The sequence below is a fragment of the Verrucomicrobiota bacterium JB022 genome (assembly GCA_030673845.1).
Classification (GTDB): Bacteria; Verrucomicrobiota; Verrucomicrobiia; order Opitutales; family Oceanipulchritudinaceae; genus WOUP01.
Genome location: JAUTCQ010000020.1, coordinates 72,411 through 97,255 on the forward strand (window position 1 = coordinate 72,411; position 24,845 = coordinate 97,255).

General features: G+C 63.0%; 15 protein-coding genes. 8 read left to right on the top strand and 7 right to left on the bottom strand.

Annotation, left to right across the window (positions count from 1 at the left end; translation table 11 throughout):
• Positions 1–258: 258 nt before the first annotated feature.
• From uxaC to Q7P63_15780, 6 genes are all read right to left on the bottom strand, one after another.
• Positions 259–1,668, bottom strand: coding sequence for a glucuronate isomerase (gene uxaC / locus Q7P63_15755; protein ID MDP0501549.1), 1,410 nt, complete (start codon positions 1,666–1,668; stop codon positions 259–261).
• A gap of 69 nt (positions 1,669–1,737) precedes the next feature.
• Positions 1,738–2,517, bottom strand: coding sequence for an SDR family oxidoreductase (locus Q7P63_15760; protein MDP0501550.1), 780 nt, complete (start codon positions 2,515–2,517; stop codon positions 1,738–1,740).
• A 17-nt stretch (positions 2,518–2,534) separates the two neighbouring features.
• The gene (locus tag Q7P63_15765; protein ID MDP0501551.1) at positions 2,535–3,623 is read right to left on the bottom strand and encodes an Ldh family oxidoreductase; all 1,089 of its coding nucleotides are present in this window, start codon (positions 3,621–3,623) and stop codon (positions 2,535–2,537) included.
• Positions 3,624–3,654: 31 nt separating this feature from the next.
• Positions 3,655–4,632, bottom strand: coding sequence for a phosphoglycerate dehydrogenase (locus Q7P63_15770; GenBank protein MDP0501552.1), 978 nt, complete (start codon positions 4,630–4,632; stop codon positions 3,655–3,657).
• Positions 4,633–4,701: 69 nt separating this feature from the next.
• Positions 4,702–5,757: a LacI family DNA-binding transcriptional regulator gene (locus Q7P63_15775; GenBank protein MDP0501553.1), complete on the bottom strand. Its 1,056-nt coding sequence runs from the start codon at positions 5,755–5,757 to the stop codon at positions 4,702–4,704.
• A 69-nt stretch (positions 5,758–5,826) separates the two neighbouring features.
• The gene (locus Q7P63_15780; protein MDP0501554.1) at positions 5,827–6,639 is read right to left on the bottom strand and encodes an AraC family transcriptional regulator; all 813 of its coding nucleotides are present in this window, start codon (positions 6,637–6,639) and stop codon (positions 5,827–5,829) included.
• 190 nt (positions 6,640–6,829) lie between these two features.
• Between Q7P63_15780 and Q7P63_15785 the strand changes: the two genes are divergently transcribed.
• From Q7P63_15785 to Q7P63_15815, 7 genes are all read left to right on the top strand, one after another.
• Positions 6,830–7,858 (top strand): FecR domain-containing protein, encoded by a 1,029-nt coding sequence (locus tag Q7P63_15785; GenBank protein MDP0501555.1) that lies wholly within the window; start codon positions 6,830–6,832, stop codon positions 7,856–7,858.
• A 40-nt stretch (positions 7,859–7,898) separates the two neighbouring features.
• The gene (locus Q7P63_15790) at positions 7,899–10,808 is read left to right on the top strand and encodes a TonB-dependent receptor (GenBank protein ID MDP0501556.1); all 2,910 of its coding nucleotides are present in this window, start codon (positions 7,899–7,901) and stop codon (positions 10,806–10,808) included.
• A 131-nt stretch (positions 10,809–10,939) separates the two neighbouring features.
• Entirely contained in the window at positions 10,940–12,055 is a 1,116-nt protein-coding gene (locus Q7P63_15795; protein MDP0501557.1) for a metallophosphoesterase, read from the top strand.
• Between the two features lie 81 nt (positions 12,056–12,136).
• The gene (locus Q7P63_15800) at positions 12,137–15,328 is read left to right on the top strand and encodes a TonB-dependent receptor (GenBank protein ID MDP0501558.1); all 3,192 of its coding nucleotides are present in this window, start codon (positions 12,137–12,139) and stop codon (positions 15,326–15,328) included.
• 45 nt (positions 15,329–15,373) lie between these two features.
• Positions 15,374–18,061 carry a lamin tail domain-containing protein gene (locus Q7P63_15805; protein ID MDP0501559.1) on the top strand — a complete coding sequence of 896 codons (2,688 nt, stop codon included), beginning with the start codon at positions 15,374–15,376 and terminating at the stop codon, positions 18,059–18,061.
• A 124-nt stretch (positions 18,062–18,185) separates the two neighbouring features.
• On the top strand, positions 18,186–21,083 hold the full coding sequence (locus tag Q7P63_15810; protein ID MDP0501560.1) for a LamG-like jellyroll fold domain-containing protein: 2,898 nt from the start codon (positions 18,186–18,188) through the stop codon (positions 21,081–21,083).
• Between the two features lie 80 nt (positions 21,084–21,163).
• On the top strand, positions 21,164–22,570 hold the full coding sequence (locus Q7P63_15815) for an alkaline phosphatase (protein MDP0501561.1): 1,407 nt from the start codon (positions 21,164–21,166) through the stop codon (positions 22,568–22,570).
• Between the two features lie 35 nt (positions 22,571–22,605).
• On the opposite strand, the gene Q7P63_15820 is transcribed toward Q7P63_15815, so the two are convergent.
• Complete coding sequence (locus Q7P63_15820) at positions 22,606–23,193, bottom strand: RNA polymerase sigma-70 factor (GenBank protein MDP0501562.1); 588 nt, start codon at positions 23,191–23,193, stop codon at positions 22,606–22,608.
• A gap of 191 nt (positions 23,194–23,384) precedes the next feature.
• Between Q7P63_15820 and Q7P63_15825 the strand changes: the two genes are divergently transcribed.
• The gene (locus Q7P63_15825; GenBank protein MDP0501563.1) at positions 23,385–24,839 is read left to right on the top strand and encodes an efflux transporter outer membrane subunit; all 1,455 of its coding nucleotides are present in this window, start codon (positions 23,385–23,387) and stop codon (positions 24,837–24,839) included.
• Positions 24,840–24,845: the final 6 nt, after the last annotated feature.

Here is a 24,845-nt window from a genome sequence, read left to right on the forward strand (position 1 = left end):
TGAAGGAGATCTCACGTGGCCGCGGAAGCCGCAATGGATGCCTCAGCCGGAGTCGGGGAGTTTTCTGCATACCACGAGCGGTCAGGTAGTCGGAGGGGTCTGGGTCGAGGCCATTTTCTTTGAGGTGGAGGGGACGGTGTACTCCTATATTCACGCCTATACTCACTAGCTCTGCCCTAGCCTAGCCCTGCGGACACAAAAACGCGCGCCCCGTTTCCGGGAGCGCGCGTGAAAGATGCCAATGGTTGCCCGGGTCTACTAGGCCTTGAGGCCGAAGTAGTTGGTGGCGTTGCTGTAGCAGATGCGGCGCACCATGTCGCCCACGAGGTCGTAATCGGCGGGGACGAGGCCCTTCTCGATGTCTTGGCCGAGGATCTCGCAGAGGAGGCGGCGGAAGTATTCGTGGCGCGGGTAGCTGAGGAAGCTGCGGCTGTCCGTAAGCATGCCGACGAAGGGGCTGAGCAGGCCGACGCTGGAGAGCGTGTCGATCTGCTTGGTCATGCCGTCGAGCGTATCCATGTGCCACCAGCCGGAGCCGAGCTGGATCTTGCCCTCCACCGTGCCGTCCTGGAAGTTGCCCATGAGCACCGCCAGCGAGTAGAACTGCGAGGGGTTGACGGTGTAGAGGATCGTCTTGGGCAGCTCGTTGGTGGACGAGAGGCTGTCCATGAAGCGCGCGACCTGACGGGCGACGGGCACGTCGTCGAGCGAGTCGTAGCCGGTGTCGGGGCCGAGCTTTTCCATCATGCGCGCGTTGGTGTTGCGCAGCGCGGCGAGGTGGAGCTGCATCGTCCAGCCCTTGGCAGCATTGAGCTGACCGACGTAGCGGAGGATGAAGAAGCCGAACTGCTCTTCTTCCTTTTCGCTGACGGCACTGCCTTTGCGGGCCTTGGCAAAGATGGCTTCGGCCTCCGCTTCGGTGCAGTCGATACCGGGCATCACGTCGAGGCCGTGGTCGCTGAGGCGCGCGCCCATGTCGTGGAAGAAGTCGTGGCGCTGCTTGAGGGCCGCGAGCAGGTCTCCCAGGCTTTGGATCTCCTGGTTGGCGCGGGCGGCAAGGGCTTCGACCCACTGGTTCCAGGCCGAGAGGTTGGCGAGCTTGGTCGCCTTGTCAGGGCGGAAGGTCGGCACCATGCGGGTCGGGTGACCGGAGGCGGCGAACTGCTTGTGGTATTCGAGCGAGTCGATCGGGTCGTCGGTCGTACCGACGTAGCGCACGTCGAACTTGCGCAGCACGTTTTGCGCGCTGAATTCGGGGGACTGGAGGCGCTCGTTGGCTTCCTTCCAGATCTTGTCGGCGGTCTTGGGGCTGAGCAGCGTGTCGATGTCGAAGTAGCGCTTCAGCTCGAGGTGGCTCCAGTGGTAGAGCGGGTTGCGCAGGGCGTTGGGCAGCGTCTTGGCGTAGGCGTCGAACTTCTGCTTCCAGGTCGTTTCCTTGCCGGTGATGCTGCTCTCGGGGATGCCGCAGGCACGCATCGCACGCCACTTGTAGTGGTCGCCGCCGAGCCACATTTCGCCGATGTTGTCCCAGCGCTTGTCGTTGGCGACTTCCTGCGGGGAAAGGTGGCAGTGGTAGTCGCAAATCGGCTCGCCGTCGGCATAATCGTGGTAGAGCTTGCGGGCCGCCTTGGTCGAAAGGAGGAAATCCTTATGGATAAATTCGGACATGGTAAAGGGGTGTGAGGGGGTTAAAGACGAAGGGCGCCGTGAAGCGCCCTTCGCAGGTAGAAACGGTGACTAGATCGTCATGCTGGCGTAGCCGCCGTCGACGATCAGCTCAAGGCCGGTGATGAAGCTGCCGGCCTTGCTGCTGGCGAGCAGCAGCGTGGCGCCGACAAGCTCTTGCGCCTCGCCGAAGCGCTTCATGGGCGTATGGCCCATGATGGTGGCCACGCGCTCGGGGGTCAGCACCTTCTTGTTTTGCTCGGCGGGGAAGAAGCCGGGCACGAGGGTGTTGACGCGGACGCGCTGCGTGGCCCACTCGCGGGCGAGGTTCTTGGAGAGGTTGTGCACGGCAGCCTTGGACGCGCTGTAGGTAAACACGCGCGAGAGCGGGATGACGCCGCTCATGGAGCCGAGGTTGATGATGCTGCCGCCTTCGCCGCGCTCGACCAGATACTTGCCGAACACTTGGCAGGCCTGGTAGAGGGCCTTGAAGTTGACGTTCATGATGCGGTCGAACTCTTCTTCGCTCACGTCGAAGAAGGGCGTGGGCGAGTTGACGCCGGCACCGTTGACCACGATGTCGACCTTGCCGAACTGCTCCAGCACCTTGGCCAGCAGCTCTTCAACGGCGGCCTTCGTCGAGACGTCGGCGGCGATGAAGGTGGCCTGGCCGCCCAGCTCCTTGATTTTGGCGAGGCGGGCTTCGGCCTTGGCTTCGCTGCGGCCCACGAGCACGGTCGTAGCACCAGCGGCGGCGATGCCTTCGGCCATCGCGCCACAGAGTTCACCCGTGCCGCCGATGACGACGGCGACCTGGCCTTTGAGGCCGTAAAGATCTTCCAGATAGGACATGTTTGCTGGGCTCCGGGTTAGGCGGTGGCGAAGGACTTCAGGTCCCACTTGGCCTGGCCGCATTCTTCGGCCAATTCGTTGAAGGCTTCGACTTCGGCGGCGCTGAAGAGCAGACCACCGGCGACGGCGCTCTTCTTGGCGAAGTTGGCTTCCGGCTGGCCGGGCAGCATGCAGCTTTCGTTGCCGTGGCCGAGCACGTCTTCGATCACGGCCTTGACGTTGTCGGCCTGGTTGCGGCCGAGCGCGTAGTCCTTGCCGTCGAGGGCATCCGGGTGGATGACCTGGAAGTAGAAGCAGGGCGTGTGCTTTTCTTCCGGGCGCTCGCTCCAGCGGCTGCGCAGCGTGGGCAGCGAGCCACCGATGAAGCCGCCGACGATTTCGTTGATGAGGCTGAGGCCGTAGCCCTTGTGCGCACCGAAGGTGGTGAGCGCCACGACTTCGTCGGGGTTGGTCGTGATGTTGCCGTTCTTGTCGACCGCAGCGCCGGGGGGCAGTTGCTTGCCTTCGCGCTTGAGCTGCTGCACGCGGCCCATGGCGACGACGGAGGTAGCCCAGTCGATCACGATGGGGAAGCCGAGCGCCTTGGAGGTGGGGAAGCCCCAGCTGTGCGGGTTGGTGCCGAGCGTGGGGAACTTGCCGCCAAAGGGCACCACTTCGGCCAGGGCGGCCGTGCAGTTGGTGTAGGCGATGTAGCCGCGCTGGGCCGCATCCATCACGTAGCCGCCGCCCCAGAGGTAGTGGAAGGCGTTGTCGACGGACACTTGACCGATGCCGTATTTGTCGGCCAGCTCGATCGCGCGCTCGAGGGCGGCGTAGCCGGTGGATTGGCCGAGCTTGCGGTTGGCGTTCCAGATTTCACTGGCTTCGAAGCGGCTGGGCAGCTTCTCGATCTGGGCGCCGGGCACGCAGCCCTTGGCACCGCTGCCAAAGAGGTGGTCGAGGTGCAGGGCCTTCAGCGCGTTGTGCGTGCGGATGCCGTGGCGCGTGGCGTAGGCGGAAAAGCGGGCCGCGTCGCTGGATTCATCGGCAGTAAAGCCGCGGTGCTGGTAGGCAGCCGCCACGAGGGCGTTGTGCTGCGCTTCGGGGACGACGTAGAAAGTCTCCATGGGTTTTGAAACGGTGGGGGTTAAAGGGGGCTTAGGCTTGGGGCTTGATCGCCACTTCCGGGTTCACTTGCGCGAGCGGCTTCTTGCCGGAGAGCACGAGCTTGAGGTTTTCGACCGACTTGGTGGCCTGGCGCACAACGCTTTCGTAGGTGCGGGAGCCGATGTGCGGCGTCACGTAGCAGTTCGGGAGCTGCAGCAGCGGGTGGTCGGCGGGCGGGGGCTCCTGGTCGAGCACGTCGGTGCCGTAGCCGCCGAGCTGGCCGCTCTTGAGGGCTTCGACCACGTCGGCCGTGTGCACGAGCTCGCCACGGGCGCAGTTGATCAGGATGGCGTCCTTCTTGAGCATCTTGAGGGTGCGCGCGTTGATCATGTCGCGGGTCTCTTCGCTGAGGAAGGTGTGCAGCGAGAGGATGTCGCACTGCGGCAGCAGCTCGTCGAGGCTGTGGGCGCGGCGGATGTTATGCTGGCGGGCGAAGTCTTCGTCCCAATACACGTCGTAGGCGACGACATCGAGGGCGAAGGCGCGGGCGCGGATCGCCAGCTCCTTACCGATACGGCCGAGGCCGACGATGCCGAGCGTGCGGCCCATGATTTCGTGGCCCACGAGGCGCTTCCACTGGCCGTTGCGCGTGATGGTGACTTCTTCGACGAGGTTCTTCACCAGGCCGAGGAGGAGCGCCATGCAGTGTTCGGCCACGGTGGTGTGGTTCACGCCGGGGGTGAAGCAAAGGGGGATCTGGCGGGCGGTGCAGGCCTTGACGTCGATCTTGTCCACGCCGATGCCGTACTTGCTGATGCAGCGCAGGCGGGGGAGCGACTTTTCGATCACCTGCTCGGTGATGGCGTCGTCGCCGCAGATGAAGGCATCGAAGTCTCCGACGAGTTCGAGCATTTGAGCCTCGGACAAGGGGCCGCGGGCGGTGACGATTTCCCAGCCGGTCTCGGCCAGCAGGTCGTGGTGCGATCCAGGGGTGTCCTGGAAGGAGGTGGTAGTCAGCAGTACGCGCATGGTAATTAGGGGTGTTAAGCTAACACGTGTAAGGTTATATTTTCGAAAGCGGTAGAGGTGAAGGCGGGGTTAACGGACTGTCGGCACCGGCCCGGTCGTATCGCGAAGAATCATGCGGGCCTCGACCGTCTCCACCGGGGGCGGCGAAACGGGCTCGGGGCTCATGCGGGCGCGGAGCAACTGGATGGCGGTAGACATGAGCGTCTCGATCTGTTGGTCGATCGTGGTGAGAGCCGGCTCGACCCAGGAGGAGACGTCGGTGTTGTCGAAGCCGATGATGGAAAAATCCGTGGGCGCATGCAACCCTGCTTCGCGCAAAGCCCGCAGCGCGCCGATGGCGATGCGGTCGTTATTGGCGATGATGCCGGTGCATTCGCGGGCCTGCTCCACCCAGAGGCGGCCCAGGTCTGCCCCGTAGAGGAAGTCTTGCAGGCTACGGTCGGGCAAGTGGAAGCTGCGGAAATCGGCTGCGGAGAGGTTCAGCTCCGGGCGGGCGCGCTCGATCCCGCGCATGCGGTGCGGGCCGAGGATGGGATCGCTCTCCAGCCCGAGCAGGGCAAACTTGCGGTGCCCCAGCCCATGGAGGTAGTGCACGGCTTCGGCCATCGCGCGGCTGCGGTCGAGCTGCACCGTGGGCATCGGCAGCGGCGAAGCCGGGTCGATCACGACTGCGGGGACCTGCTGCTTGACAAGTTGTTTGATCAAGGGGTGCGTGGCCTTGAGCGTAGTGCCGACCATCACGATGCCCTCCACCCGCAGCGACATGAAGTGGCGCAGCGTCTCCGCCTCCCAATTCTGGTCCCCGGCGCTCAGCTCGATCACGGCACGGTAGCCTTCGCCGCGTAGGCGTTGCTGGAGCTGGGCGGCCTTGCGGGCCAGCGCGGGCGATTCGATCTCCTGAAAGAGCACGCCGACGAGGCCGGTGGCCCCACCCCGCAGCCCGCGCGCCATGCGGTTGGGCTCAAACCCGCTCTCCGCGATCAGTGCTTCAACGCGTTGGCGGGTCGACTCGCTTACCCCAGGCTGCCCGTTGAGCACGCGCGACACGGCCCAGCGCGAGATACCCAGGTGGGCCGCGAGGTCGCCAGTCGAGCGGAACGCTTTTTTGGGGAGTCGGGATGACATGAACGGGGCTACTACCCAACACGTGTTAGGTGCGTGTTTCACTCCCGTCAAGGGGAAACGGGCGAGGTATTACCCCTTTCGCCGGAAGGTGCTGGGGCGGACGCCGACCGTCTTGAGGATGACGTTGGAGAAATATGTTTCGTCGTTGAAGCCGCTGAGGGCCGCCACTTCAGCCATGGGCAGGGCCGTTTCCTTGAGCAGGGAGAGCGCCTTTTGCACCCGACGGTTGCGCACGTAGGCGACAGGCGCCACGCCAAAGGCCGCCTGGAACTGCCGGTAGAGGGTGGTGCGGTGCAGGCCGTGCTTGTGCGCGAGGCGGCTGATCGAGAGGTTCGAGTCCATGAACCGCGCGTCGATCTCACTGCGGATCTGGTAGATGGGCGAGGCAGGCAGAAATGTCGCGGCGTGGCTTGGCAGCGCACGCAGCAGGATCTCGTAGGCGAGGGCCGAAGACGCGCCCTCCCCCGTCGGCGTATTGTCGAGGATGCGCTCGTGCAGGCGCTCGAAGAGGTCCTGCGGGCAGGGCCCGGCTTTGAACTTGCGCTCGGCAATGCCCAGCTCGCGCAGCCATTGGCCGGTGTTGTGCCCGTCACAAGTCAGCCAGCGGTATTCCCAGTAGGGCGTCTCCTGCCGGATGCGGTGCCAATCGCCGGGCTGGTAGAGGAAGACTTCGCCGGGCTCGAGCCGCAGCCACTCACCGCCTTCCACCTGAAAGCTGCCCGCTCCTTCGAGCCCCCAGAAGAATTCGTAGACCCAGCGTTGCCGCTCGGCCTCGGGCTGGTCGCCATGCAGGCGGTAATGGCCGACGGAGCGCACCGGCAGGGGCAAGGGCCGTTGCGGGCTGGGCGAGGGGCGAAAGAGGGCGGTCTTGACGCTTTGCATCAAAAGTTCAGGTGGTGCATCATTCTTCCACTAGCGTTTTTACCGCCGCAAGCCAGAACGTAACCGGATTGTTGCGCAGATGTAACGTTCTAACGTTAATCGCTACCAAAGTTCATTTTAGAGTCTGAAAATCCTGTTAATTCCTTTACCGGGTAGTAGCTTTTGGCCTTAGTAACTGTCTCACAACTGTATGCAGGAAGAATTTGCAGCATTGGTTGCCAAAAGCCTGGCCGGCGAGACCACCCGCGAAGAGCGGGAGGAGCTGGAGGCGTGGCTACGCTACCCGGAGTATCGGGAGCAATACCAGTGGCTGCAAAAACAGTGGCAGGCCGCTGAGTCCGCCACCCCCGCGCGCAGCTACGATGCCGAGGCGGCGCTGGTGAAGCTGCGCCAGCGCATCCAGGCGGCGCCCACGGCAGCGGTTGAGCCTGAAGCGCCCGCCGCCGAGCCAAAAGTGGTGCATTTCCCGTGGCAGCGCCTGCTACAGGTGGCGGCGGTGCTCGCCCTGTGCGTGTGCGGCTACGGCCTGTATTCCGCCCTTCAGCCCAGCCGGGAACAAGCACCCGCCAACGAGCTGGTGATGGTCGATCAAGGCCAGCGAGTGCTGACGCTGACCGATGGAACGCGGGTGCGCCTGAACGCAGGCTCTACCTTGCGCTTCCCGGCTGAGTTTGCGAGTGACATCCGGCGCGTAGAGCTGAGCGGCGAGGGCTTTTTTGAGGTTTCGGCCGACCCCGAGCACCCGTTTATCGTCGCCACCGAGGCGATGGAGGTGCGCGTGACGGGGACGGTGTTCAACGTGCGCAACTATCCCGACGAAGGCGCGGCCCAAGTGTCGCTGCTGGAGGGCAAGGTAGACGTGAGCACGGCGGCGGCTTCGCGGCCCCTGCAGCCCGCCCAGCAGTTCCAACTGGACAAGCAGAGCGGCGGCCAGGCGGTGCAGGCCTTCGACCAGGACGAGGTGACGGCGTGGACCGAGGGGCGTTTTGTCTTCCGCAACGAGCCGCTGGAGCAGGTGGCGCGCGAGCTGGGCCGTCACTATGGTGTCACATTCGAAATCGGCGACGAAAAGCTGGCCCACCGCCGCGTAACGGGCGATTTCAGCCAGGATAGCCTTGGGGTAATTGTCGAAACCCTCGCCTATTCGACTAACGCAACCTACGAAATGCAGCGCGACGGTCACAAACTTGTCACCGTGCGCCTGAAGCCTGGCGCTTGACCTCCGGGGAATGGCTGCTTCTGCCTAGGAAGCAGGACCCATGAAGCCCATCGCCCGCTGCACTTCTCTCGCTGCCTTGGTGTGCCTTGCTCCCGCTTGGAGCATGGCCGCTTCGGTTTGTGAGACGCCGGTCGCAATCTCTCCCCAGATCGAGCGGCTGGGCAAGGCGTTTCGCGAGATCGAAGCCCAGACGGCCTTCCGTTTCTCTTATGTGGAGGACGAGGTCGATCTCGCGGCGGGCATCGAAATCCCGGAGGGGGCTACAACTTTGGCCGAGGTGCTCGAATCGCTGGCGGAATACGGGCAGCTGCAGTTTCGCCGTATCGGCAACCAGCTCGCGGTGCGCCCGGGAGCCCCGGAAGTGATCGACCCGGATTGCTTCCGCCCGGCCCCTGCCCCAGCCGCCAGCCCCGACTTCAACTTCCAGCTCCCCGCCCCGGAGATCGTCGAGCTGGAGGCGTTTTCGATCAACAGCTTTGCCTTTGCCAACGGGGCCTCGATCCAGCACAAGCGGCAGGGGCAAGGTATCCAGGAGACCTTGTCGGCCGACGAGGCGGGGCGCCTGCCGGATTTTAACGTGGCCGACGCGCTGCGCCGCGTGCCGGGCGTGATGTCAATCCTCGATGAGGAGGAGTCGCGCTACATCTCGATCCGCGCCGCCCGCCCCGACTACATCAACGCCACGATCGACGGCATCCCTATCGCCGCGCAGGACTTTTCGCGTCGCCGCATCAACCTCGAAGCCATCCCCACCAACGCGGTCCTGCGGCTGGAGGTGGCCAAGACCGTCCAGCCCGACCGGGTCGACTCGAGCATCGCGGGCACGGTCAATCTCGTGACCCGAAGTCCCTTCGATGCCGACCTGCCCACCGTGTCGCTGGTCGGCTACGGTGGCTACTTCGATTCGCGAGCCGTGCCGGGCGAAGACGGGCACTCGTGGCGGGGTGAGCTGACGGTGGCCGAGCAATTTGGCCCACGCGACATGTTCGGCCTGCTCTACGGCTACACCTATTACGAAAAGAACCGCGACCAGGAGAAGACCAACCAGAATTCCTATCGCTGGTACAACGACAGCGGCTTCCGCGTGGAAGGTCCGCATCAGGGCAACGGCATCCCTGTAACGCACCACTTCGACTGGTTTGTCTACGACAACACGGTGACGCGCCAAGGGCACTTACTGAAGCTCGAAGCACGCCCCAGCTCTTGGCTCAACGCCACCCTCCAGAGCTACTATTACTCGCAGGAAGACGAAGAACAGCGCCACGTCCACCACCTCTACAACCGGGGCACCGTTAGTGAGCAGACCGCGACCACCGGCCGTATCTCGACGGGCGAAGGTGCGGTACAGTTTACGGAATACCCGCCCTTTCGCATGAACTTCGGCGTCTCGCTGCAGGTGAAGGCGACTCTGCCCTTCGAGCTGGATCTGCACGCCGCGATCGCTTATTCCGCCGCCGAAGAAAATCTCTACGACTACGACAGCGCCCGCTTTACAACTCCTTCGACCGATAGCCTGGCCTACCGCTACGATATGTCGCACATGATCGCGACCTACGAGCTGGAGCAGCCTGAATATTTCAACGACCCGGCCAACTACCGCCTCGATTATTTCGATTCGATCGACCAGGACAGCGACGAAGACATCTACACCGGCCAGCTCAAGCTGAGCCGCCGCATGGGCCCCGACGATCTCGGCCTAGGGTTCTTTCTCGGCCTCAACCACGAAGCGACCCACCGCGACTACGCCTACGACCGCGAGATCTATCATACGACCAACAGTAACCCGGTGACGGTGGCCGATGCTTACTGGCCGGTCTATTACGTGCCGCCCCACCGCCAGGAGCGCTTCATTCTCGTCGATTTTGCCGCCTTTCGCGAGTTGATGGCGACGCAGCCGGAGCGCTTCGTGGAGCAGGCGGGCACGAGCATCCTGGAATCTCTCGTGAGCGACTTTGTCTACGACGAGGAGCTGCTGACCGGCGTGGGCCTCTTGCGCTACGGCGGCAAAGGCTGGTCGATCCTCGTCGGCGGCCACTTTGAGACGGTGGAGAGCGAGGTGCTGAACATGAAGCGCGCCAACGGTCGCTACACGCCTACCGTGATGCGCAACCGCTATGAGCGCTTCCTGCCCAGCGCTTCGCTGCGCCTCCAGCCGACCGATTCGCTGGTGCTGCGCCTGGCCGCCAGCCAGGCGGTAGCACACCCACAGATCGAGCATCTAGTGATCCAGCAGCGCGAGGAGATCAGTTCGCGCCAAGTCACGGTGACGCGGGGCAACCCCGACCTGAAGCCGACCGAGGCGCTGAATCTCGACGCCGCAGCGGAATATTACTTCGACGGCGGCAACGCTCTGTTTTCCATCGGCCTCTTCCAGAAGGAGATCGACGGCGAGGTCTATATCGCGACGCACACCTTTGAGCGAGACGGCATCCCCTACTCCATCACGCAGCCCGAGAATGGCGAGAGCAGCTTGTTGCGCGGGGTGGAGCTGAGCCTGGTGCAAAACCGGCTCCATTGGCTGCCCGGACCGCTGCAGGACTTTGGCCTGAGCCTCAACGCCACGCTGCTGAAGGGCGAAACGGCGGTCCACATGCACGACGGGAGTCTGCGGGAGCTGGACCACGCGCTGGAGCAGCCCGATTACTTCTGGAATGCGAGCGTGTTTTATGCGCGCGGGCGCTTCGAAGCACAGGTGGGCTACACCTACACTGGCAAATACCGGGCCTTTGTCGACCGCGACTACTATTGGCGCGATTACAGTTGGGATGCCTTCGATCAGCTCGACGTGCAGGTGGCCTATCGGCTGACGAGCAGGCTGGAACTGAGGGCCGAGGTGCGCAACCTCACCAACTCCGCAAAATTGCGCCTGCGGGGCCCCGAGCAGGAACTACTACACGAAATCGTAGAATCCGGGCGTTCTTTTTGGGTCGGCTTAAGCTATTACCATTAAGCAACTTAAAACCATCGTTCGCACGCCTGCAACGCTGCGTAACAGAAGCGTCACCGGCTTTGCGCAAACGTCACGGAGGCAGAGTGATAGATTTTTTCCAAAGGCGTTGTCGTAGGGGGTAGATCCAACCCATGAAGACAAAGCTGACCTCTCTCTTCTTGCTCTTGCCGCTGGCCGCCAGTGCGCTGTGGGGCTACTACCCCTCCGACGACGTGGAGCAACCCGTGGCCGACGGCGCCTTTTCCGTGGCGTGGCTGACGGATACCCAGTATTACACGCAGCCCTTTGGCGAAATCGGCGATTTCCTGAAGATGACCGATTGGGTGAAGCGCCACCAGGATGGCCGCAATATCCAATTCCTCATCCACACCGGCGACATCACCAACCGCAATCAGGCGACCGAGTGGAGCCGCGCCGAGGCCTGCATGCAGGTGCTCGAAGGTGTGATGCCGACCTACATGACGGTGGGCAACCACGACATGGGCCCCATCGGCAAGGCCAAGGAGCGCGACGTGCGCCTCTTCAACCAATACTTCCAGGCGGGTGACAATCCCTTGACCGCCAATACGCTCGGCGGCGTCTACGAGGCAGGCCATCTCGAAAACGCCTACTACTGCTACGACTACGGCGACTGGAAGCTCCTCGTGCTGACGCTCGAATTCGCCACCCGCCCGGCGGTGGTCGAGTGGGCCGACGAGGTCATTGCCCGCTACCCCGACCGCAAGGTGATCCTCGCGACGCACGAGTTCATCGACTACAACACCTCGCAGATCACCGAAGATGGTCGCCCGCTGCGCTCGCAGCACGAGGCCAAGTGGGGCTGGGCTGCCGGCTACGGCGTGGCCGAAAAGGAGCCCATCGCCTCCGGGGAAGACATCTGGCAGCAGCTCATCTGCAACCACGGTAACTTCATCCTCACGATCAACGGCCACTATGGCGCCCGCGACATCGACCAGGATGGCAAGGAGTCCGGCAAGTCCCGCTACGCCAGCTCTTACCGCGCAGACCAGACGCCGCAGGGCAACTACGTGCACCAGATCCTCTTCAACCCGCAATACAACAAGGACGGCGGGCAGGGTATGATGCGCCTGATGGAGTTCCAGCCCGACGGCGAGACGATCGTCTTCCGCACCTTCTCCCCCAAATACGCGATGGACAAGGACGAAGAGACTTCGCCCTACCAGCCCGGTGAGTGGGAGCAATTCAGCATCAACACCCGCACCGGCAAGCGCGAAAAGCTGCGCTAGCCCCTCCCCTGCTTTCGATCCCTCTGCACCCAACTGCGGGTCTCCGCCCCCCGGAGGCCCGCTCGTTCCCCACAGATTTCCATGCAAGCTTTGAACTATCTGCGCCCGCATAAACTGGCTCTCTGGACCACCCTCGGCCTCTGCTGCGCCACCGCCGGCCAGGCGGCCGAAATCCGCGGCACCGTCTACGACGACATCAACGACCTCTACATCAACGGTGGTGAGGTGCGCGTGCTCGAGCTCGACCGCAACACCTTTACCCAACGTGGGGGCCAATTTGTGCTGCGCGACATTCCCGCCGGCACCTACACCATCCAGGCATCGTCCACCGGCCTGCCCCACACCACCCAGACGGTAACGGTGGCCGACGCCGAGAGCGATGTTACGGTCAACCTCACCATCACCGAAGAGCAGATCTTCGAGCTGGAAGCCTTTGCCACCACCGGCTCGCTCGTGGGTCGTGCCAAGGCACTGGACCTCCAGCGCTCGTCGCAAAACCTCACCAACGTCGTCTCGGCCGACGCGATGGGCCAGTTTGTGGACCGCAACGCCGCCGAAGCCCTGCAGCGCCAGCCCGGCATCACCGTGGTCGACAGCCAGGGCGAGGGTAAATACGTGGTCATCCGCGGCTCCGACCCAGCCTGGAACCAGGTGATGATCGACGGCATCAACGTCGCCACACCGGAGGAAAATGGCCGCACCACGGCCTTGAATATCATTTCGACCGACCAGCTCGAATCCATCGAGGTCACGAAGACCTGGACGCCCGACCAACCTGCCGGGAGCATCGGCGGCACCGTCAACCTCGTGACACGGAGCGCGCTGGACCGGGGCGAGCGTTTTGCCTCGATCGAAGGCGCTTACGGCAGCTACGACCTGACGGACGACGACAGCTGGCGCTACAACCTCGTCTACGGCGACGTGTTCGAGCTGGGCAAGGAAGACCGCAAGCTGGGTATCCAGATCTCCTACAACCAGTCTCTCGACAACCGGGGTAGCGAGACCCTGCGGGCCGACGGCTGGAGCAGTGGCGTACGCCCAGAGGTGCGCGAATACCCAAACGGTTTTGGCCTCAATGGCCTACGGATGGAAGATTACCTGATCGAGCGCGACCGAATGTCGTTTGGCGGCAAGATCGAGTTTCAGCTTAACGAACAACATCGTTTCTATGCCTCAGGCTCCCATAACCGCTATGACGATGTCGAAACGATGCAGGAAGTCGCGCTCAATACGAGCACCGGCTCATCAGTCGCCTACCGCGGTTCACTCTTCTTCAACGAATCGGTCGCGACCCGCCTCGGCTACGACCTGAACGATCCTGACGTCCAAACCCGGCTCAACCTGCCGGCCAACAGCGCTCAGCGCAAGCTGACCTTCGATGAGGCAGTGAGCCTCGGTGAAATCGCGTATAATCCGGAGAACCACAACTACGATCGTTATATCGCGGCGGGGGACATCCAGAAGCGCTTCGTATACCGCGAGACAAACGACCGTATCGATACCTACCAGCTTGGCGGCAAAAGCGAGCTGGGTTCCGTCGCCCTCGACTATAAAATCTACAATTCCGAAGCGAAAAAGGACTGGACGGAAGACAGTGTGATGCTCGACTCGCCCGAAGTGTCGTTCATCACTCAGCTTGACCCGAACGACGGTTATTCCCCCACGATGGTGACCAACAACACCATCAATCCGCTGCTCGACCCGACTTTCTTCGCACTCAACCGCAACAGCGGTAACATTCAATTCAACCAGTGGGACAGCTCGGACCGCCGCAAAGGAGCTGAGCTGAACGCCGATTGGGAATTCGACGCTTTAGGGCTCCAGCACACGGCCTCTATCGGGGGAGCGATGGATCTGCGCGACAAGTCCTATGAGCGCAACTACGTCCGCTACAGTGATGTCAATACAGACCCCATCCCTCAGCTGACGCTGCAGGATGAGTATTTCATGGGCGAACCGAACTACAAGTTCCTTAGCAACCATCATGTTAGCTACGACTTCGGCCCGCGTTTCGACGTCGATAAGACGCTCAATTTTCTGCACCACATTCCGGACTCCATCACGCTCTCCCAAGAGCAAAACGACATTACCTATAATATCACCGACGCAGTCCTGAAGAACTACGCGGCAGAGGAAGACATCTCCGCACTCTACTTGATGCACAACATCAAGTTCAGAAAGTGGGATTTCCTTGCCGGCGTGCGCTGGGAGCAGACCGACAATACCTTCCAGAACAGCGTCATTCAGACTCGGGATGAGGAGACCAATCAATTTATCTCCCCGGTGCTCTGGGCTCGAAGAGGCGTTGATGGCGTGAGCAAGTGGGTGACCAACAAGCGCAGCTATGACCACGTGCTCCCCGCGCTGCACATTCGCCGTAACATCGGAGAAGACTGGGTAACCCGATTCTCCGTCACCAAGTCGATCTCTCGCCCCGAGTTCACTGACTTGGTCCCGCTGGAGCGGATCAGCGTCAGTGGCTCTCGTTTTGGCAATACGCTTTGGCTGCCAAACTGGGATTTGGAGCCGATGGAGGCTACGAATTACGACCTGAGCATCGAGCGCTACCTGCGCGGAGTAGGTCTCTTCGCGGTGAACGTATTTTACAAGGATCTCAATGGAGTGATCTATCAGGAATCGCGCTCGGAAGTGCCTTCCAGCGATCCTCTCGTAGCCGACGCTTCCTTGAAGTACATCTCCAACCCTGGGTCGGTAAACTCTCTTACCTGGAATACCCGCCAGCAAGCCAACTCAGGGGCAGGCAAACTTTTCGGTGCCGAGTTTACCTTCGATCGCAAGTTTACCTTCCTGCCGGGCCCTCTCGATGGCCTCGGTATGAACGCCAACATGACTTTGGTAGATTCCGAAGTCGAGCTGCTGCTGGAAGAGCGCTACAAGGACAAGGTCCCTCTCTTCAAGCAGGCAGACCAGAGCGGCAACTTCTCTCTTTATTACGAGAAATTTGGACTGCTCGTGCGCCTGAGCTACGTCTGGCGAACCGAATACCTCGAAGACGTTCAGGCTGGTGACCAAGACATCAAGAATCTCGGTAAGGTTGGCCTCTCCAGTCAGGCATTTGACGTCTACGCCGACGATTTCGAGCGGATCGACCTGCTGGTGCGCTACCGCATCAACCACCAGTTCAACGTCTTCGTGGAAGGCATCAACCTGACCGACGAGCCGCTGCGCTTTTACAAGGGCGACGCCTCGCGCCTCGAATCCATCCGATACACCGGCCCTGCCTGGTTTGCTGGCATCAGCTGGCGTCTCTAGTCGCCCTACCCTTCTCTTCAACCGCTACTATCGCACCTTACTGCTATGAAACAGCAACTGAAACGAGCCACACTCGGCTCTCTGACGACTCTCTTCCTGGCGATTTCCGGCCTGCACGCCGCCGAAGTCACCGCCTTTCAGGAGGACTTTGAAAGCGACGGCCTCGGCACGCGCTACAGCGTTGAAAACGCCTCCGACGATGGCGCCAGCGACTTCTTTGCGCGCCGCGCCAACCTCTCCAACGGCACACGCACAACCGGCGGCACGCTGAGCGGCACCTACTTCTGGGGCGCTCGCGACCTCGACGCCGACGGCGCCGCCGTTAATGGCATGGAAGCCGATGAGGCCCGCATTACTTTCGAGCCCTTCTCGATCGCCGGCCTAGGCGACTTTACGCTGCGCATGGAAGCAGCCCAGGGCGAAGATGAGTTCGAGTTTGATAACTCCTTCCTCATCGAGATCAAGATCGACGATGGCGACTGGTATGCCATCGGTGGCTTCCGCGGTACCGGCACCAATGCTCCGGGTCGCTGGTTCGAAGGCGACGAGAATACCGTGGCCAGCCTCGAATCGCCCCGCTTGACGACCAATTTCCAGACCTTTGACTGGAAGCTGAAGCGCGTGGGCACGACGATGCAAATCCGCATCAAGGCCAACCTCAACGGTGGCAACGAGGAATACGCATTCGACAACTTGCGTGTGTTGGCCGACGACGCCCTGAAGGTCGCCTCGCTCCAATTCGACAAGGCGAGCTACAACGAAGGTGAGGCCGCCACACTGAAGGTGACGATCAACAACCCCGCCCCCGCCGGCGGCGAGACCTTTGCCCTGAGCAGCAGCAACCACAACGAAGTGCTGGTGCCCGCCGAAGTCACGATCCCGGAAGGTCAGACCTCCGTCGACGTGCCGGTGACGATTGTGGCGGACAATGGCTTCGATGGCGACCAGACGGTGGTGATCGGCATCGATACCGCTGGCTTCGCGCCTAATGAAGTGTTCGTAACGGTCAAGAATGTCGATGCCAAGCCCGCCATCATCATGAACGAGTTCATGACCAGCGTGCCCGGCAAGATCGAGGAAGACTTGATCGGCGACGCCAATGGCGACGGCATCCGCAACGGCAGCCAGGAAGAGTTCATCGAGCTCGTGAACAACGACACGATCCCGGTCGACCTGACCGGCTGGATCCTCAGCGACGACAAGGGTCCCCGCCACGTTTTCCCCGAAGGCACTGTGCTCCAGCCCGGTCGTGCGATCGTGATCTTCGCCGGCGGCAAGCCCAACGGTCTTTTTGGCGGCGCTATCGTCCAGACCGCCACAGCCGGTAACTTCGGCTACGGCGACACGGGCGATGTGATCGTGCTCAGCTCCGGCGGCGCGGAAGTGCTCTCCTATGACTACACAGCCACCTTTGCCGGTGCTTACCAGGGGGTGACGCGTAATCCGGACATCACGGGCGAATACGTATTGCACTCCGAGGTCAACGGCGCGCTCTTCTCCCCCGGCACCAAGGTCGACGGCTCGCCCTTCGGCACCTTTACCAATACGATCACGCTGAGCGTCGACAAGGCCACGATGGCCGAAGACGAAGCCACCCCGGCCATCGCCACGATCTCCCTCGCCAACCCTGCCCCCGCTGGCGGCCTCGCAGTCGAGATCACCACCGACGGGATGGACCAGGATGGTGAAACGCTGCTGGCCAACGAGGTGAACATCCCCACCCCCACCGTGGTGATCCCCGAAGGCCAGACCACCGCCACCTTCGAAATCTGGGCCCACAACGACGGCCTGCTCGATGGCGATGTGAGCATCACCGTGGTAGCCCGCGCCGAGGAAGCCGTGCCGAGCCTGGTGAACATGACCATCACCGACGTGGCCGTGAACACCTACAGCGTGGTGATCAACGAGGCCTTCGCCAGCGTTCTGGGCACGGGCACCGACGCCAACGACAATGGTGCGTTTGAAGAGACCCTCGACGACCAGTTTATCGAGATCGTCAACACCTCCGGCCGTTGGATCGACATCTCCGGCTGGCGCCTCTATTCCATCGCCGCAAGCGACCTGACGGGCCAGCAGCTCGTGCACGTCTTCCCGCAAGGCACCCGCCTCAACGACATGGGCGCGATCGTCGTCTTCGGCGGCGGTGACATTGACCACCTGACCGCCAATGCCGCGACGATCGCGGGCGGCGCTCAAGTCCAGATCGCCAACACCGGCGGCGTGGGCGTCAACCTCACCACCAAGTCCGATGCCGAACTGCGCTTGACGAACCCCTACGGCTACCCGATCGACTCCGTCGAATACACCGCCGCCAAGGCTGACCAGACCCAGTCGATCATCCGCCTGCCCGAGCTGACGGGCGAGTTCGACAACCTGCACATGGCGGCCTCGGAAGGCTTCCTCATCATCTCCCCCGGCACCAATGCCGACGGCGTGCCCTTCAGCGGCAACGGCCCGGTGGTGCTCCCTGGCCTCGAAGGCATCCTGACCGACGGCTTCCAGTATAGCGATGTGCACTACTGGAGCGATTCGTTCCAATGGCTCTTCACGCCGCACTACCCGGTCGTTTACTCCTGGGATGTGGGCGACTGGATCTACATCCACGAAGGTGCCAGCGGCAACGGCGAAGTCATGATCTACAGCTACAGCCGCTCGGCCTGGCACTACACCAATACCGATACCTACCCGACCTCCTGGAACTACGACCAGAGCAAGTGGATGCGCCTGCGCTAAGGGTAGCCACTGATTTACCAGACAGCAGATATCGATAGTTCAAGTCCAAGAGGGCCCGTCAGCGACATTCCGACCCAGGACCGCTGGCGGGCCCTCCCATTTTCACCACCCTCCCTTTTCTTGCATGAAACCGCGCCTCCTTCTTGGCTGCCTGTTGGGTCTCGGCACCCTCAGCAGCATCGCTTCCGCCGAGCCTTACAAACTGGCCGTCTTGCCCGACATCCAGTATTACTACAACAACTACCAGCCTGGAAACTACGCCAAGCTGCTTTCCCAGATGCGCTGGCTGGCGGAGCATACGGAGAGTGACAACCTCCAGCTGACCCTGCAGCTCGGCGACATCACGCAAAACGACAACAACGTCCACCAATGGACGGGTGCCCGCGCCGCCTTCGACCTGCTCAACGATCGCATGCCATACGTGCTGGCGGTGGGCAACCACGACGGCGTCGACAACGGCCGCGTCTCCTACTTCCCGCGACCGGAGTATTTCGGCCCCGGCAGCCCTTACGCCACCCAGGAAACCGTCGGCGGCAGCATGGTGGAGGGCGACCTCGCCAACTCCTACCACTTCATCGACACTGGAGAGCGCACCTGGCTGGTATTGACGCTGGAATGGGCGCCGCGCGATGCCGTGATCGACTGGGCCGACGAGATTCTCAGCCGCTACCCCGAGTATCGCACGATCCTCATTACGCACGGTTACTTCTTCCGCGACAACATGCGGTACGACTATCAGCTCCACTACCACGAATACAACGGCAGTCAGGGCAACCCGAAGGAATACGAAATCATCGCGAACGACCCGGAGGGCGCAAACGACGGCCAGGATATTTGGCGCAAGCTGGTGAAAAAACACCCGCAGGTGGCCTTGATCTACAGCGGCCATGTCGGCTCCAACGGGGTTGGCCGCCGCTTGAGCATCGGCTCCCAGCGTCAAGTGGTGCGCGAGCGCCTGACCGATTTCCAGGGCTGGACGGGTAGCGGTAATGGCTGGATGCAGACCCTCAAGCTGACGCCTGAGGGTGACGAGGCGCTGGTCGAAACCTTCTCCCCCTATCTCGACGAAGAGATTTTCGACCCCGACCTGCATTACCAGTTCCCGTTTTTTGAGGACGTGCTGCCCGCCAGCCGCGCTGCCGCCTTGGCCGAAGCCGCCCCGGATTATCACTTCAACCTGCTTGGCCAGAGCGCGAGGCGCCCGATGCGCAACGAGGGCAGCCTGAGCGATGGGTATTACCTCTTCACGCGCTTGGAGGAGGGCCAAAGCCATGAGCTGCGTGGCGGCCAGGTCGTGAAAGGCAACGTCGTCACCCCCACTGCCAACTGGACGTTGGCGACCTGGGTGCGCCTCGACGCCAGCATGCTCGATATGCCCTACGGGCTGGAGATCGCCAAGCTGGGCGGCGTGCAGGCCTTCACCCACCCCACCGCCGAAGGGGCCAGCCTGCAGATCCAGGTGGACGCCCACGCGGTGGTAACGGATGCCTTCCCGCTCCAGGCCAATCGCTGGTATTTCCTCGCCTTGAGCCATGGCGCCGACGGCCTCGACGTGTATCTTGACGGCGAGCGCATCGGCCAGAGCGAAACGCCGGTGACGCTGGGCGAAACGAGCATGCTCAAGCTGGGCTCGGTCGACTTCAGCGGTGAGATCGCCGACGCATCCCTCTTTCATCGCACGCTCTCGATGCAAGAGCTGCAGCGCATCCGCCTTGCGGCCTTTACCGAAGTGCAGGCGGGCCAGATCACCCTTGGCGCCCAAAACTCGACTGACGCCACCAGCCTGCCCGGTTTCAGCTTTGCCCCGGATGGCACGGGCCGCGCCAACGTGCGGCGCACCGAGCGCTCTTACCTCCGCTATGGCGGCAACGGCGTCTTCGACCAGATCAAGTGGATGGACGACCCGCTCCACTACACCGACGGCGTGCTGCTGGCGACCCCGCGCGGCAAGCTGCAGGACGGGGTGCTCGCCAGCGTGGGCGTCGACCGCGCCTACCGCGACAGCTTCAACGGCTTCCACCACGGCTTGCGCAGCGGCCTGAGCCTGGAGGCCCACAATACCGGCGGGGGCGCCTTCACCCCGGTGAACACCACCGTCAGCTACGCGTTCTTCCCCTTTGCGAGCGGTTTCACCGCTGGCCAGATCGGGATCGACGGCGTGTTGATCGAGGAAAACAATCTCCCGACCGATGCGGCGGAGCCAGTCGGCAATCTGGGGGCGGTGCGCATCGCTCCAGAGGTGCTCGACGTGCGGGGCGGCCTCCTCTTCGCTACCCCGGGCAACGCCGATTCGCAGATCGTAACCGTAGGGCAGGATGCGGAGGGCACCGCCTACTTTTACCCGCTCGACAGCTACCGCGACCACTCCGTGGCGGCGGGCGTCGGTTCGTTTGGCTTCGTCTACCTGCCGGGCGATACCCCGGAGCTGATAGGCGGCACCTTCGACGGCTTGCAAAACAGCGCGGTGCAGCAGTTTGGCGAGGCCACCGTGACGCGCGAGGATACCGGCGTCTACCGCATCGACGTGCCGGAGGGCCTGGGCGAAGCCACGCTGCTCCTGAACGCCATGACACCCGATGCCGATGCTTCCTACAGCGAAATGGCGGACAACCACCTCGTTTACGAAGCCGTGGATGCGCAAACCTACCGCGTGTATGTCTACGACCTGCCTGCCCGCACGCCCGAAGACAGCGTCTTCAACTGGGCGCTGGTCCCCAACGACCGCGCCTTCCAGCCTCGCCCCACCCTACCAGCAGCCGAGCAGCAGCTTTCGCAATACGTGCCCGATCTCGGCTACGTCTCGCCCCCTTGGTCTTACAGCCCCAACTGGGGCTGGGTCTTCGCGACGGACTGGCCGTGGGCCTTTGTGCAAGACCATGGCTGGATGTGGTTCGAGCCGACCGATGAGGCGCACATCTGCTGGATGTGGGATTCGCGCCAGCAGCGCTGGTATTACCTCAATGCCGCATACTGGCCGTGGATCCACAGCGGCGAAACCGACTGGGTGTATTATCTCCCCTGAATTGTCGCCAAACCGTAACCTTCAATTCACAAGCGGGGCCTTGGCGGTCCCGCTTGTCCCCGATTTGCTGAGCTAACCCGATGAAAAGCCCTTCCCCACTTTCCCGCCGCCGTTTTCTGCAGACCACTGGCCTCGGCGGCCTGCTGCTCGGAGCCACCAAGCTTGGAGCCGCCAACCCCTTGAAGCCCGCCAAGGCGACCGGTCGCCCGCGTAACCTGATCTTCCTCGTCTCCGACGGGATGACGCAGGGCGTGCGCTCCGCCGCCGATACGTGGCTCAACCTGACCGAAAACCGCAGCTCAGAATGGACGCGCCTGTATCAGGACGGCCTCGCCCGCCGCGCGCTGGTCGAGACACATTCCGCCAGCAGCATTGTGACGGATTCCGCTGCGGCCTCCAGCGCCTGGGGGTGCGGTCAGCGCGTGCCCAACCGCAGCATCAACTTCAGTGCCGAAGGCAAGGAGCTGACGCCGCTCTACAGCTTTGCCCGCCACGCCGGCAAGCGCGTGGGTCTGGTCTCCACCGCGCGTATTACCCACGCCACCCCCGCCGGTTTTGCCACCAACGTGCCGCACCGCAACATGGAGGACGAGATTGCCCGCCAGCTGATCGACCGCGAGGTTGACGTGCTGCTCGGCGGTGGCGGTCGCCATTTCGATGCCGCAAGTCGTAAGGACGGGCAGGACCTCTTTGCCCATGCGCGCCAGCAGAACTACCAGGTGCTGCGCACGCGCGACGACTTGCGCAAAGCCCAGGGCGGGCAAGGCAAGTTGCTGGGGACTTTCTCCAAGAGCCACGTGCCCTTTTACCTCGACCGCCAGCACGATGCGGAACTCAAGCGCGTGACGCCGTCGCTCGAAGAAATGATGTCGCTCGCGCTCGAACGCCTGCAGGACGCCCCCGACGGCTTCCTGCTGCAAGTCGAGGCAGGCCGGATCGACCACGCCGCGCACAACAACGATGCAGTCGCGATCTTGCCCGAGCAACTGGAATTCGACCGCTGCATCGCCCTCGCCCGCCGCTTCTCCGAGCAGCACCCCGATACGCTGGTGGTGGTGACGACCGACCACGGCACGGCGGGCTTTGCGCTCAATGGCTACGGGCCGGATTACAACCTCGCGACCGACATGTTCCTCAGCCTGGGCAAAGCACACCACAGCCTGGAATACGTCGCTCAACACGCCAGCGCCGACGCCAGCACCGCCCAGCTTGTGGGCCAACTGGAAGACGCCCTGCAGCTCAAGGCCGGCCCCGAGCTGCGCCAGGCCATGCAAGCCGCCTTCAGCCAGTGGGAGCACGACGAGCAACTACTGGGCATCGCCTTACGCGACGCGCTCTACCACGTCTACGCCGTCAACTGGACGAGCGAAAACCACACGGGCGAGCACGTAGAATTTGCCGCCTGGGGCCCCGGCAGCGACGCCATCCCCGGCTTCTACGAAAACTGGCAGCTCCACCACATCATCCGCGAGCAGATGGGCTTTTAGCCCTCCTCCCATGGGCGACTTACCGAAGGCTCCCCTTAGCGGGAGCCTTTTTCGTGACCAGCGGGCTCGGCGGCTTCGGCACGGGCGGGGCGGTGGAAGCTGGCGAGGTGTTTCACGGCTTCGACCATCTGGTTTTGCACCGTGTTGACGGAGATTTGCAGAATGTTGGCGATCTCCTTGTATTTGAGGCCGTCGAGGCGGCTCATACGAAAAATGGCTTGGCGACGCGGCGGCATCTGGCGGATCAGGTCTTCGACTTCGGCCAACACTTCTTGCTGCTCCAGCCCGCGCGCGGCGTCGTGAGCATCGTCGGGCAGGCGCTCGGCATGGTCGTCGAGGGCTTCCAGCTGGCTGCGGCGACGCGCAAGGTGGTTGAGGCTGTGGTTGCGGACGGAGGTGTAGAGGTAGGAGCGTACGCTGGAGGGCAGCGGCAGCTCGGCCCGCTTTTCCCAGAGCTTCACAAACACATCCGACACGATTTCCTCCGCCTGCTGGTCGCTGCGCACATAGCGGTAGGCAAAGCTGCAGAGGCGTTGGTAGTGCCTCGTGAAAAGCTGCTCGAGGGCAGATGCGTCGGCATCCCGCATCCGGCCCCAAAGCTCGATATCCGATAGCTCATTCATCCAGATGCAAAGACGCTGACGGTAGGCGGTGGCCGGGCGCTGCACAAGCCGCCCTCGTGACGAAAGGGTAACAATCTGGAGTCCTTTTACGGTCAGAAACGCAATTTGAGGCGAATTCGCAACCCTGGGGGCATCCTTCACGTTTTCTAAAGGTTGAGTCTGCTACGATACCCCTACGAAAAGCGACTGTGATGGCTTCCAACTCCTCTTTTTCGACGCTTCGCCTGCTGGCCTCCTTGCCCTTGCTTCTGGGTTTGACGGCCTGCACGACCACCGGCATCCGCAGCACCGCTGATGCGACCGTGACTCCACCCGGCCAATGGCAGCATGTTGCCGAGGCCAACGCACAGCAGGGCGCGCTCGACACGGCGGCTCTGGCCGAGTGGTGGCACCGCTTCAACGATCCCGTGCTCGACCAGCTGGTCGGCGAAGCCCTCACCTCCAGCCCCGACATCCGGACCGCCATCTCGCGGGTGAGGCAGGCGCAGGCCCAGCGCGGGGTGCAGCGGGCAGGTCTTTTCCCGAGCGTCAATGCGGGGGTGTCCGGCAGCGGCAGCCGCACGCATGATCGCGAGGCCGATACCTACACCAACCGGGACTCGTGGGGCGCCAACGTCGGCGCCAGCTGGGAGGTGGACTTGTGGGGTCGCCAGCGTCTGCAACTGGAAGCCGCAGATGCGAATTTCGAGCAGTCGCAGGAGAGCTTCCGCGCCGCCCAGGTGTCGCTCGCCGCGCAGGTCGCCACCACTTATATTTCCCTCCGCTCCGCCGAGTCGCAACTGGCCGTGCTGGAGCGCAACCTCGCCATCCAGGAGCAGACGACGCAGTTGACGCGCTGGCGTGAGCAGGCGGGCCTGACCGACAACCTCGACACGCTGCAGGCCGAGTCTTCGCTGCAACAGGCGCGGGCTTCGCTACCCTCGCTGCGGCAGTCGATCCAGCAGACGCGTAACACCTTGGCCGCGTTGACGGGCCAGACGCCGGGCGCGCTGGATGCGTTGTTGACGGCCTCTCAGCCCATCCCGGCCGTGCCGCCGCAGATCATGGTGGGCATCCCGGCCGAGGCGCTGCGCCAGCGCCCCGATGTGCGCGCGGCAGAGCAATTGGTGCGTGCGGCCGTGGCCTTGAACCGCAACGCCCAGCTCCAGCGCCTGCCCAGCTTTTCCTTGAGCGGCTCGCTCGGGGCCGACGCGGACAATCTTGGCGATCTCGTGGACCCGCAGAGTGTCGTCGCTTCGCTGGCCGGCAACCTGACGGCACCGATTTTCCAGGCGGGGCGTATCCGGCAAAATATCGTGATTCAGAACGAGCAGACCGAGCAGGCTTTGATCGCCTACGAGGCCACCGTGCTGAACGCGCTGGCAGAGGTCGAGAATGCCCTCATCGCGACCCGCACGACGTCCGAACGCCTCGCCACGCTCGCCCAGGCTACCGACTCCGCCCGTGAGGCCAGCCGCCTCGCCACCCTGCGTTACGAATCGGGCGAGGCCGACATCCTCGACGTGCTCACCGCCCAGCGCACCCTGCTCTCGCTCGAAGACCAGCAGGCGAGCACCCGGGCCTCGCAAGCCAATGCCCACATCCAGCTCTACCGCGCTCTGGGCGGCGGCTGGACGGCTGCCATCCCCACCCTTTCCGCCAACTGATCACCT